This window comes from Blautia sp. NSJ-140, from assembly GCF_022868965.1.
Taxonomy (GTDB): Bacteria; Bacillota; Clostridia; order Lachnospirales; family Lachnospiraceae; genus Blautia_A.
This window is the reverse complement of record NZ_JALIFS010000017.1, coordinates 50,129-62,408: the sequence shown is the minus strand read 5'-3', so window position 1 is coordinate 62,408 and position 12,280 is coordinate 50,129. Positions and strand designations below refer to the sequence as shown.

Sequence of the window (12,280 nt, the reverse complement as noted above, 5' to 3'; positions counted from 1 at the left end):
ATGGGCCAGTGTACCCTGGCATTTGTTATAGGATAGCTTATTGCAGGACTAAGTTCCACCCCTAATTTCAGCAAAAGAACATAAAGGGCTGAGAGTGGAAATTAGTTTTTCATTTTAGGGAAAATGTGAAGAAAGTGTGAAATTAGCACTCGCCTCTTGACAGTGCTAATAATGCGTGTTATAGTACATACAGAACAAAGGAAGAGAGAAAAAGAAATCTTCCGGAGAAAGTTCTTACAGAGTTTTCAGAAACAGTAAATTAAAAACGCCTGCATAATACGCAGCGAATATAGATCAGGAGGAATGAGTTATGTTAATGCCAAGTATTTTCGGAGAAGATTTATTTGATGATTTTATGGGATATCCTGCAGGCCGTCAGGCAGCTGCCAATGCTTATCCTCAGGTGAAGGATATGATGAAGACAGATATCCGTGATGTAGATGGCAATTATGAACTGGAGATCGATCTTCCGGGATTTAAGAAAGAGGATGTGAAGATCCAGCTGAAGAATGGTTATCTGAACATTCAGGCAACCAGAGAAGAGAAGAAGGACGAGAAGGATGATAAAGGTAAATATGTTCGCAGAGAACGTTATACAGGAACCTGCAACAGAAGCTTTTATGTAGGCTCGAGCATTAAGCATGAAGATATCCATGCGAAATATGAGAACGGAATCCTTTATGTAACCTTCCCGAAGGAAGAGACCAAGAAAGAAGCAGAAGAGAAGAAATTTGTTTCTATTGATTGATCGGCATTTACTTTGAAGCAAATATCCGGAACAACCCAAACGGATATTGCAGAGATAACCAGATAATGGCCGGTTGACCGAATGCGGATAATTTTATCCGCCTGACTTAAAACTCCAAATTGCACATTGCATTTGTTTATATAAATGAATATAACCCCCTTTTTTTTCCACCCCTCTGCCAATGCCCGGCAGAGGGGTTCTTTACGTTTCAGCCTGAAGTACAGAGGTGAATTCTGATTAACTTTACACTCCCTCCCCACTCTGTTATACTTGGAACAGGTAAACAGCGGAAATTCGGCAATACTATAAAACTGGGGAAAGAGTTTTTACAGAGGTGAATATATGGGAGATAAGATCAAGGTTATCATGGACTGTGATCCCGGAATCGATGACGGGATCGCACTGGCATATGCGGCAGCACATCAGGATGAACTGGAGCTGCTTGCAGTGACGACATCTGCAGGAAGTACCAGGATAGAAAGAGTGACCAAAAATGCACTGGAGCTGGTGGATTTTTACGGACTGAAGGTTCCGGTGGCAGGAGGCCAGGATCGTCCTCTTGTGAAAGCGGCAATTTATGCGGAAGAATTTCACGGAGAGACAGGGCTTGGCCATTGCGTACTGCCGGAAGCAAAAACAGAGGCTGCTTCTGACAATGCAGTGCTTTTTATCCGTGACATTCTGAATGCCCTTCCGGAGGGCGAGCAGGTAGTAATGATTGAAACTGCACCAATGACTAATCTTGCACTTCTGTTGAAGGTTTTTCCTGAAATAAAGAATAAGATCAGAAAAATTGTATTTACAGGCGGTGCAGCAAAAGGCGGAAACATCACACCGGCAGCAGAATTCAACATCTACGCAGATCCGGAGGCGGCAAAGATCGTATTCGATTCCGGAATCCCACTGATCATGTGTGGACTGGATGCTACCCTGAAATGTAATCTTACCAGAAACCAGATCATGAAGCTGTGTCAGTCCGGTGATCCGGTAGCCAGAGCCTGTGGAGATATGGCCGGCTACGTACTTGAAAATTTTTCCAAATATCGCTGCGTGGCAAGTATCCATGCTGCTGTACCGTTTATGTATCTCATCCATCCGGAGTTCTTTAAAACAGAAAAAGTATTCCTGGATGTGGACTGTTCAGACGGTGCCGGACGGGGTGCTACATTATGCGATTTCCGCTGGTGGCTACACGAAGAAGATGAAATGAAAGATATGATTCTGACAGATGCAGATACAGAAAGCTTCCAGCAGGAGCTGTTTGAAGCGATTTATTCTGTTTCTGAGTGCAGAACCGGGAAATAACCGGGATCAGACCATGAAGCAGTTGCGTTCATAAGATATAGAGGAGCAGAACACAGTGCCTGCTCTTCATAAAGATATCTGTGCACACTGTCAGATAAGAGGACAGAAAACCCATGAACTATATTGTATTTGACCTGGAATGGAACCAGAATCCGGATGGAAGAAGACATCCGGATAGTCGGCTCCCGTTTGAGATCATAGAGATCGGGGCAGTAAAATTAAATGAAAAAAGAGAGATCGTTGATACCTTTCAGTGCCTGATCAAGCCCAAAGTGTACCATTGGATCCACGACAGTATCCACGAAGTGATCCACGTGGATTATCATGAACTGGAAAACGGCATTCCTTTTCCAAGGGCGATTCGCAGATTTCTGGAATGGTGCGGGGAGGAGTATCGCTTTTTTACCTGGGGAGACCAGGATGTGATGGAACTTCAGCGCAATATGAAATACTATAATCTTTTGAAGCTGATGCCAGGGCCAGTGCATTACTATGATGTGCAGAAACTTTTCAGCATAAAATTCGAGGATGGAATATCCAGGCGTTCCCTGGAATATGCCACAGACTATCTGGAGCTTCCCAAAAAACGTGATTTTCACCGGGCACTGGCAGACGCCAGCTATACTGCCAGGATACTCCTGGAGATCGATGAAGCATGCATGATCCGTCATCCGTCCCTGGATGTATATCAGAATCCAAAATCCAGAGACAGCGAGATCTATATTTCCTATACAGACCATGATAAGTTTGTGTCCAGGGAATTTGTATCAAAGGAGCGTCTGATGAAGGATCGCATCATGGTAAGTACCATGTGTCCCATCTGCAGATGTCCTGCCAAGCGGAAAATCCGCTGGTTCAGTACCAACAATCCCAAGGTGTATTACAGCCTTGCCCTTTGCCATGAGCATGGACCTGTTGCCGGAAAGATCAGGATTCGAAAAACGGATGAGGGAAAATATTTCGGGGTGAAGACCCTGAGAGCAGAAGATACAGAAGCGGCGGATGAGATCCGTGAAAAGCACGAATCTCTCCGCCGCAGGAAAATGTTACGAAGCCAGGAGAAGATCTGATACGATGTTTCGTTCGTATTGCATTCCCCATCCGACCATTTGTTTCTTATAATAATATTTGCTTTTCAGACGCAGTGGGCCGACAGCATTCTGAAGAACGGCCTGGCGTTTGTTAAGCTGTGATTTTTTGATACCTTTTGGAATAGTCACATAAACCTTTGTCTGATAATAAAACGGATAGGTATTTCCGTTATTCTTAAGGATATATTTGTCACAGGGGAGTACCTTAAACGGGACTGGCTCCATGGACACCTTCATATCCACCTTTTCAAAATTTTCAAAACCATAATTGAAAAGAGAAGCAGTATCGCTGTAAGCATTTGCCGCAGAAGTAGAATTCAGGATCACGGCTACCAACGTTATATTTCCCCGTTTGCAGTAGGTGACAAGCGTGTTTCCGGATGCATCGGTATATCCTGTTTTTCCGCCACGGACACCTTCATAATAGTATTCGCCGTTTTTCATCATCTTGTGATGATTGAGCAGCTGACGGGCTTCGGTAAATTTATTGGTAGGCGGGATCTCGTAATAACGTTTGGTACAGTATCGCCGGAAAAGAGGGTTTAGCCAGGCGGATTTGGCGATCTTTGCCATGTCGGAGGCTGTGGTGTAATGATTCTCATCCGGAAGACCGTTAGGATTGTTAAAGTGTGTGTTCTTGCAGCCGAAAAGCTTGGCGCGCCAGTTCATGAGTTCTGTGAATTTCTTTACAGAACCGGAAACTTCTTCCGCAACGGCGACAGACATTTCATTAGCGGACTGGAGCATGACGGCCATCAGGGCCTGATCCCTGGTAAATTCTTCACCGGGAGCCGCATAAATACTGGAATCTCCGGCAGTTACACTGGTGGAAGCGTTCTCAGATACGGTAATATTTGTCTTAGCGTTCAGATTTTCGCAGGCAAGCAGTGTAGTCAGGATCTTCGTGATGCTGGCAGGATAGAGCTGTGTGTCCGCATTTTTGGAATAAAGAACGGCTTCTGTATTTACGTCCATAAGGACTGCAGCCTGTGCTTCGATGCCGGGACCTTTGGGCCACCCGTCAATGGAATCGGTGTCGGCGGCCTGAGAATAATAGCTGGAGTGAGCAGGCATGACTGCTGCGGCCTGACCGGATGACTGTCCATCAGGAACCGGTGTGGCAGTGACGATAGGATCACCATATTCATCGTATCCAAGAGGCGCGGAAGCGCTGCATGGCTCGGCGCCTGTAAGCAGGATTCCCACACAGAGAATACCGGCAAAGATCCGGCGTAAGGATCGTTTTTTCATATTTTTCATAATAAGATACCTTTCAGTAATAAATCCGGGAGAGAAGGTTATTATTCATTTGGAAATCAGTAACCGAAAAAACTCTTGCCCGTTTTGTGATGAGGTGCAGTATTTCATTAATTATAGCATTGTATTAATGAAAAACTGTATTTTTGCCCTCAAGATTCTGTAGTAGTATACCACTTTCCTCCCGGAAAAACTACTTGCAGTCTGTGAAAATTCCATTAAGAAGAAGTGAACATACATATAATAAGAAAAAATCCCTGAAAACACTTGACATATGGATTTTCCCCAACCTATAATAGACAGCGTATATAGAAAAAGCTGTGATGGAGACAGTAAGCCATATGGAAAGCTTGCAGCGAACCGGGGATGGTGGGAGCCCGGGACGAGTAAATATGGCGGAATATCACTCCTGAGCTTCAGTTCCGAAGTTGTCCGGCAGCAGCCGGGAAGAATATCTGATATACAGATGATGATCAAGTAAGAGCTGACGGATTTCCTCCGTTACAGGGAACATATATCGGCAGATACAAAGAATTGTCCGCTATGAACAGACATGGAACAACGGCCCGCGCCATAACACAGAGCATAAGAACATAGCAGAAGACGCAGGAATCCGGACACAGGCCCGTATAATGTAACAGGTGGTACAGCGAATCAGACTTCGTCCTTTTACAGGATGGGGTCTTTTTTTATAAGTGCCCGAGGCATTGGCACGAACAGGTATCTGTGAGGAAAGAATCCGCTGTGGCCTTACAGATGAGGCAGCAGCCAGTAATCAGACACAGGAGGTAAATATTGTGTATCGTAAAGTTGACACGAATCTGAATTTTGTTGACCGTGAAAAAGAAGTTGAGAAATTCTGGAAAGACAACAAGATTTTCGAAAAGAGTATGGACAGCCGTAAAGAGGGCGAGACATACACATTCTATGACGGACCGCCTACCGCTAACGGTAAGCCACATATCGGACATGTTCTGACACGAGTTATCAAGGATATGATCCCAAGATACCGTACAATGAAGGGCTACATGGTTCCGAGAAAAGCAGGATGGGATACTCACGGACTTCCGGTTGAGCTTGAGGTTGAGAAGAAGCTTGGTCTTGACGGCAAGGAGCAGATCGAGGAGTACGGAATGGAGCCGTTCATCCAGCAGTGCAAAGAGAGCGTATGGAAATATAAAGGAATGTGGGAGGATTTTTCCTCTACAGTTGGTTTCTGGGCTGACATGGAGCATCCTTATGTAACATATGACAACAATTTCATCGAGTCCGAGTGGTGGGCACTGAAAGAAATCTGGAACAAAGGTCTTCTTTACAAAGGCTTCAAGATCGTTCCTTACTGCCCGCGTTGTGGAACTCCGCTTTCCGCACAGGAGGTTTCCCAGGGCTACAAGACTGTTAAAGAGCGTTCTGCCATTGTACGTTTCAAGGTTGTCGGTGAGGATGCATACTTCCTGGCATGGACAACAACACCGTGGACACTTCCGTCCAACGTTGCACTTTGTGTAAACCCGGATGAGATCTACTGTAAGGTAAAAGCAGCAGACGGCTATACCTACTACATGGCAGAAGCACTTCTGGACAAGGTTCTCGGCAAGCTTGCAAAGGATGATGAGCCTGCATATGAGATCCTTGAGAAATATAAAGGAACAGACCTTGAGCGTAAGGAATATGAGCCGCTTTTTGCATGCACAGGCGAGGCAGCAGCAAAACAGCGCAAAAAAGCTCATTTCGTAACCTGTGACAACTACGTTACCATGAGCGATGGTACCGGTATCGTTCATATCGCACCTGCATTTGGTGAGGATGACAGCCGTGTCGGACGTGAGTATGACCTTCCGTTCGTACAGTTCGTAGACGGACAGGGTAACATGACCAAAGAGACACCATATGCCGGTGTATTCGTAAAGAAAGCGGACCCTATGGTTCTCACAGACCTTGACAAAGAGGGCAAGCTTTTTGACGCACCGAAATTCGAGCATGATTATCCGCACTGCTGGAGATGTGACACACCGCTTATCTACTATGCACGTGAGTCCTGGTTCATCAAGATGACAGCAGTAAAGGATGATCTGATCCGTAACAATAATACTATCAACTGGATTCCGGAGAGCATCGGTAAGGGACGTTTCGGTGACTGGCTTGAGAACGTTCAGGACTGGGGTATTTCCAGAAACCGTTACTGGGGAACACCACTGAACATCTGGCAGTGTGAGTGCGGACATATGGAATCCGTGGGAAGCCGCCAGGATCTCTATGAGAAGAGTGGTGACGAGCGTGCGAAGACCATCGAGCTTCACCGCCCATACATTGACGACATCACTATGAAGTGTCCGGATTGCGGCAAGACCATGCATCGTGTACCGGAGGTTATCGACTGCTGGTTTGATTCCGGAGCAATGCCTTTTGCACAGCATCATTATCCGTTTGAGAATAAAGACCTGTTTGAGCAGCAGTTCCCGGCAGACTTCATCTCCGAGGCTGTTGACCAGACAAGAGGATGGTTCTACTCCCTTCTTGCTGAGTCCACACTGCTTTTCAATAAGGCTCCGTATAAGAATGTAATCGTTCTGGGACATGTACAGGATGAGAACGGACAGAAGATGAGTAAGTCCAAGGGAAATGCCGTAGATCCGTTTGACGCACTGAACAAATACGGCGCAGATGCTATCCGCTGGTACTTCTACATCAACAGTGCTCCATGGCTTCCGAACCGTTTCCACGGCAAAGCAGTTGTAGAGGGACAGAGAAAGTTCATGAGCACTCTGTGGAACACTTACGCATTCTTCGTATTGTATGCGAACATTGACAATTTTGATGCGACTAAATATACTTTAAATTACGATAAGCTTCCGGTTATGGATAAATGGCTGCTCAGCAAGCTGAATACCATGGTGAAGACTGTCGATGCAGATCTTGATTCCTACAAGATTCCGGAGGCTGCAAGAGCACTTCAGGAATTTGTTGACGATATGAGTAACTGGTATGTAAGAAGAAGCCGTGAACGTTTCTGGGCTAAGGGCATGGAGCAGGATAAGATCAATGCTTACATGACACTTTACACAGCACTGGTAACAGTTGCCAAGGCTGCAGCTCCGATGATCCCGTTTATGACTGAGGATATCTACCAGAACCTTGTAAGAAGCATTGATGCAGACGCTCCGGAGAGTATCCATCTCTGCGATTACCCGGAGGTAAACGAGGCATGGATCGACAAGGATCTCGAGGCAAACATGGAAGAGCTTCTTGAGATCGTTGTTCTCGGACGTGCATGCAGAAATACCGCAAACATCAAGAACCGTCAGCCGATCGGAACCATGTATGTAAAAGCTGAGAAAGCTATGGATAAATTCTACACAGATATCATCGCAGATGAGCTTAACGTAAAAGAAGTGAAATTCGCAGATGATGTAGAGTCCTTTATTTCCTACAGCTTCAAGCCGCAGCTTCGTACCGTAGGACCGAAATACGGCAAGCTTCTGAACGGCATCCGTACCGCACTCTCCGAGATCGACGGAACCGCAGCAATGAAAGAGCTGAGAGACAATGGTGTTCTCGTTCTTGACATTGCCGGAAACAGAGTCGAGCTTGCAGAGGAAGACTTATTGATCGAAACAGCCCAGAGCGAGGGCTATGTGACAGAGACAGACGGTGAGACATCCGTTGTCCTTGATACAAACCTTACACCTGAACTGATCCAGGAGGGCTTTGTCCGCGAGATCATCAGCAAGGTTCAGACCATGCGTAAAGAGGCTGGTTTCGAAGTCATGGACAAGATCATTGTCTATGCAAAAGATAACGATAAGATCATGGATATCATGAAAGCAAACCAGGATGAGATCAAACGAGAAGTACTGGCAGAAAACATTGTTCTGGGAGAAGCAGAGGGTTACACCAAAGAATGGAACATCAACAAAGAGGCTGTAACACTGGGAGTATCCAAAGTACAGGAGGAAAACTAATGATTGACAAGCAGTTTGAGAAAGAGGAGTTCAAAAAAAGCGTAAAAGAAAACGTAAAATTCCTTTATCGAAAAACACTGGAAGAGGCTACACAGGAGCAGATTTTTCAGGCTGTAAGCTACACTGTGAAAGACGTGATCATTGACAACTGGCTTAAGAGCCAGAAGGCGTATGAAAAACAGGACCCGAAGATCGTATATTATATGTCCATGGAGTTCCTTATGGGCCGTGCCCTTGGAAACAACCTGATCAACCTTGGCGCATACGGCGAGGTTAAGGAGGCTCTTGAGGAGCTTGGACTTGACATTAACTGCATCGAAGACCAGGAGCCGGATCCGGCTCTTGGAAACGGTGGACTCGGAAGACTGGCAGCATGCTTCCTGGATTCCCTTGCAACTCTGAATTACTGTGCATACGGATGCGGAATCCGTTACCGTTACGGTATGTTCAAGCAGGAAATCCGTGACGGTTATCAGGTAGAGGCACCGGATAACTGGCTGAAGAACGGCTATCCTTTCGAACTCCGTCGTCCGGAGTATGCAAAAGAGGTTCATTTCGGCGGATATGTACGCGTTGAGTGGGATCCGGTGAAGAACGAGAATAAATTCATCCATGAAGGATATCAGGCAGTTAAGGCTGTTCCTTACGATATGCCGATCACAGGTTATAACAACGATGTTGTAAACACACTTCGTATCTGGGATGCAGAGCCGATCGTAGACTTCAACCTTGACTCTTTCGACAAGGGTGATTATCACAACGCAGTAGAGCAGGAGAACCTTGCACGTACTATCGTAGAGGTGCTTTATCCGAATGATAACCATATGGCAGGTAAAGAGCTTCGTCTGAAACAGCAGTACTTCTTTGTATCTGCCAGCCTTCAGGCAGCCATTGCCAAATATAAGAAAACTCATGATGATATCACAAAACTTCATGAGAAGGTTGTATTCCAGATGAACGATACTCATCCGACTGTTGCAGTAGCAGAGCTGATGCGTATCCTCATTGATGAGGAAGGTCTTGGCTGGGATCAGGCATGGGATATCACAACAAAATGCTGTGCTTACACTAACCACACCATCATGTCCGAGGCACTTGAGAAATGGCCGATCGAGCTGTTTTCCAGACTGCTTCCGCGTGTATACCAGATCATCGAGGAGATCAACCGTCGTTTCATTCTTGAGATCCAGCAGAAATATCCTGGAAATTTCGAGAAGATCAAGAAGATGGCGATCATCTATGACGGACAGGTTAAGATGGCTCACCTCGCGATCGTTGCAGGCTACTCTGTAAACGGTGTTGCACGCCTTCATACTGAGATTCTCAAGAATCAGGAGCTGAAGGATTTCTATGAGATGATGCCTGAGAAGTTCAACAACAAAACAAACGGTATCACACAGAGACGTTTCCTTGCTCATGGAAACCCGCTTCTGGCTGACTGGGTAACGGACAAGATCGGACCGGACTGGATCACAGATCTTTCCCAGCTTTCCAAGCTTAAGGTTTATGCAGACGATGAGAAGGCTCTTCAGGAGTTCATGACCATCAAGTTCAAGAACAAAGAGCGTCTTGCAAAATATATCCTGGAGCACAATGGTGTTGAGGTTGACCCGCACTCCATCTTCGATATCCAGGTTAAGAGACTTCATGAGTACAAACGTCAGCTTCTCAACATCCTGCATGTGATCTATCTGTACAACCAGATCAAGGCACATCCGGAGATGGATTTCTATCCGAGAACATTTATCTTTGGTGCAAAAGCTTCCGCAGCTTATGCACGTGCAAAGAAGATCATCAAGCTGATCAACTGTGTGGCAGATGTTGTAAACAATGATGCATCCATCAACGGTAAGCTGAAGGTTGTATTCATCGAGAACTACCGTGTATCCAACGCCGAGATCATTTTTGCGGCAGCAGATGTTTCAGAGCAGATCTCCACAGCAAGTAAAGAGGCTTCCGGTACAGGTAACATGAAATTCATGCTGAACGGTGCTCCGACACTTGGAACCATGGATGGTGCCAACGTCGAGATCGTACAGGAGGTTGGCGAGGAGAACGCATTTATCTTCGGTATGAGCTCTGACCAGATCATCAACTATGAGAATAACGGCGGTTACGATCCGGACTTCATCTACAACACAGATCCGGAGATCCGTCAGGTACTGATGCAGCTGATCAACGGAACCTTCTCCAGCGATACAGAGATGTTCCGTGACATCTATAATTCACTTCTCGACAAACGCAATATGCCGAGACCTGACCAGTACTTTATCCTTGGCGACTTCCGTTCCTATGCAGAAGCACAGAAACGTGTTGAGGAAGCATACAAAGATGAGAAACGCTGGGCTAAGATGGCACTTCTCAATACAGCATGCAGCGGTAAGTTCACATCCGACAGAACTATCCAGGAGTATGTAGATGATATCTGGCATCTGGATAAGGTTGTTGTGAAAGAGAACTAAGATATATAAAGTGATCTGCAAAGTATTACCATAAAATAAATTTACACACAAAAACAGGGCTCGTCAGAAGTGGCGACGGCCCTGTTTTTTGTGTGTAAATTATGCCGGATTGATGACGATCCGGTTCCGCCTGGCCAGTGCAATGGCGATATGGCAGCCTTCCGCGATGGCGCAGGCTTTATCGGCAAAGCTGATGATCCAGGCTTCCTTGTTGCGTGGAAGAGGTCCCAGAGGGAACATATGTGAGAGTATCGCATCCAGCTCTCTGTCTGTGACATCAAAGTGTGCGGCACTGTTGTCTGCGGCAGCCTTCGGGTGATAAAACGCCTGATGCTCACCGGTCGGAGTCTCCGCCTTGAAGTCATAGGGACAGAAATCGTGGAGAAGCCCTGCCCTTGCGGCAGCTTTCTCGTCACATCCCAGCTTCCTGGCAATGAACCAGGAGAGGTAAGAAACATTGATACTGTGCATGAGCCGTGTGGTCCACTGGTGGTGGGTGTACAGGCTCAGCTTCAGGAACTCTCTGTTACAGAGGATGTTCTTCACAAGCTCATGATATTCCTGTGAGACCTCATCCGACACCGTGATATCCATCGGCAATCACCTTCTTTCTTTTGTTTATAACTTCATTATGACGATTATGGAGAAAAATGCAATATGGTTTATAGTTTTTTTAGAAATTAGCTTGGACAAATTTATTTGGGATGGGAAATGTCAGCGCGCAGAAGTAAGGAGAATGTTTTTGGGGGTCTGTTCTTTGGGAAATTATGGTATAGTAAAGTGAAAATGCTATAACGGTTTTATGGACAGCTATATAAGATAGGCTGAAAATAGCTGATTTAAATGGTTGACATAATAAAAAGAAGAGGAGCGTAATATATATGAAACCAGAAAAACTGATCGAATTACTTTCCGTTGCAGAACGGTTAAAGGATGCGGTGCGTCATAGTTATACTTCCGGTGGCAGGCGGGAGAGCGTTGCAGAGCATTCCTGGAGGATCACGCTGATGGCATATTTTGTCAGTGATGAGTTTCCTGAGGCAGATCTTCTGAAAATTATGAAAATGTGCCTGATCCATGATCTGGGAGAAGCTTTTACCGGTGATATCCCGGCCTTTGAAAAAACGGATAAGGATTCGGAGAAAGAAGCCGATGTGCTGGGAGAATGGGTGAAGACTCTGCCGGAGCCGTTCGATAAAGAGATGGCGGAACTATATCAGGAGATGGAAGCGCAGCAGACTCTGGAGGCCAGGATCTATAAAGCGTTGGACAAGCTGGAAGCCCTGATCCAGCACAATGAATCCGATATTAAAACCTGGATTCCGTTGGAGTATGATCTGCAGATGACTTACGGAAATGAGCAGGTGAAATTCTCAGAATATCTGACAGAGCTTCGCGCAAAGGTTCGGGAAGATAGTGTACAGAAAATTCAGAAAAAACATTGATGAAGATGAA

At 45.8% G+C, this 12,280-nt stretch carries 8 protein-coding genes; 6 read left to right on the top strand and 2 right to left on the bottom strand.

Annotated features, from left to right (window positions below; genetic code table 11):
• The first annotated feature begins 310 nt into the window (after positions 1–310).
• The 3 genes from MUB50_RS15965 to MUB50_RS15955 all read left to right on the top strand — a co-directional run bounded on the left by MUB50_RS15965 (position 311) and on the right by MUB50_RS15955 (position 3,123).
• Positions 311–748: an Hsp20/alpha crystallin family protein gene (locus tag MUB50_RS15965; protein ID WP_118626333.1), complete on the top strand. Its 438-nt coding sequence runs from the start codon at positions 311–313 to the stop codon at positions 746–748.
• A 342-nt stretch (positions 749–1,090) separates the two neighbouring features.
• The gene (locus MUB50_RS15960) at positions 1,091–2,053 is read left to right on the top strand and encodes a nucleoside hydrolase (RefSeq protein ID WP_244791519.1); all 963 of its coding nucleotides are present in this window, start codon (positions 1,091–1,093) and stop codon (positions 2,051–2,053) included.
• Between the two features lie 113 nt (positions 2,054–2,166).
• Positions 2,167–3,123, top strand: coding sequence for a 3'-5' exonuclease (locus tag MUB50_RS15955; protein ID WP_118516241.1), 957 nt, complete (start codon positions 2,167–2,169; stop codon positions 3,121–3,123).
• Here the strand turns inward: MUB50_RS15955 and MUB50_RS15950 are convergent.
• On the bottom strand, positions 3,100–4,404 hold the full coding sequence (locus tag MUB50_RS15950; RefSeq protein ID WP_118516240.1) for a D-alanyl-D-alanine carboxypeptidase family protein: 1,305 nt from the start codon (positions 4,402–4,404) through the stop codon (positions 3,100–3,102). The two genes, MUB50_RS15955 and MUB50_RS15950, sit on opposite strands and share 24 nt — an antisense overlap.
• A 794-nt stretch (positions 4,405–5,198) precedes the next feature.
• Between MUB50_RS15950 and ileS the strand changes: the two genes are divergently transcribed.
• Both ileS and MUB50_RS15940 read left to right on the top strand, forming a co-directional pair.
• Complete coding sequence (gene ileS, locus MUB50_RS15945) at positions 5,199–8,363, top strand: isoleucine--tRNA ligase (RefSeq protein ID WP_227574260.1); 3,165 nt, start codon at positions 5,199–5,201, stop codon at positions 8,361–8,363.
• Positions 8,363–10,825 carry a glycogen/starch/alpha-glucan phosphorylase gene (locus MUB50_RS15940; protein ID WP_021650270.1) on the top strand — a complete coding sequence of 821 codons (2,463 nt, stop codon included), beginning with the start codon at positions 8,363–8,365 and terminating at the stop codon, positions 10,823–10,825. Before ileS ends, MUB50_RS15940 begins: the two co-directional genes overlap by 1 nt.
• Before the next feature lie 99 nt (positions 10,826–10,924).
• Here the strand turns inward: MUB50_RS15940 and MUB50_RS15935 are convergent, their stop codons facing one another.
• Positions 10,925–11,419, bottom strand: a complete 495-nt coding sequence (locus MUB50_RS15935; protein ID WP_227574236.1) for an HD domain-containing protein — start codon at positions 11,417–11,419, stop codon at positions 10,925–10,927.
• A 287-nt stretch (positions 11,420–11,706) separates the two neighbouring features.
• Between MUB50_RS15935 and MUB50_RS15930 the strand changes: the two genes are divergently transcribed.
• A complete protein-coding gene (locus MUB50_RS15930) occupies positions 11,707–12,270 on the top strand; it encodes an HD domain-containing protein (protein WP_244791517.1) in 564 nt (187 codons plus the stop codon).
• Positions 12,271–12,280: the final 10 nt, after the last annotated feature.

Excerpts from the sequence above, each read along its gene's own strand:
- MUB50_RS15940 (WP_021650270.1), top strand. The coding sequence starts at position 8,363 with ATGATTGACAAGCAGTTTGAGAAAGAGGAGTTCAAAAAAAGCGTAAAA.
- MUB50_RS15965 (WP_118626333.1), top strand. The coding sequence starts at position 311 with ATGTTAATGCCAAGTATTTTCGGAGAAGATTTATTTGATGATTTTATG.
- MUB50_RS15950 (WP_118516240.1), bottom strand. The coding sequence starts at position 4,404 with ATGAAAAATATGAAAAAACGATCCTTACGCCGGATCTTTGCCGGTATT.
- MUB50_RS15960 (WP_244791519.1), top strand. The coding sequence starts at position 1,091 with ATGGGAGATAAGATCAAGGTTATCATGGACTGTGATCCCGGAATCGAT.
- MUB50_RS15930 (WP_244791517.1), top strand. The coding sequence starts at position 11,707 with ATGAAACCAGAAAAACTGATCGAATTACTTTCCGTTGCAGAACGGTTA.
- MUB50_RS15955 (WP_118516241.1), top strand. The coding sequence starts at position 2,167 with ATGAACTATATTGTATTTGACCTGGAATGGAACCAGAATCCGGATGGA.
- MUB50_RS15935 (WP_227574236.1), bottom strand. The coding sequence starts at position 11,419 with ATGGATATCACGGTGTCGGATGAGGTCTCACAGGAATATCATGAGCTT.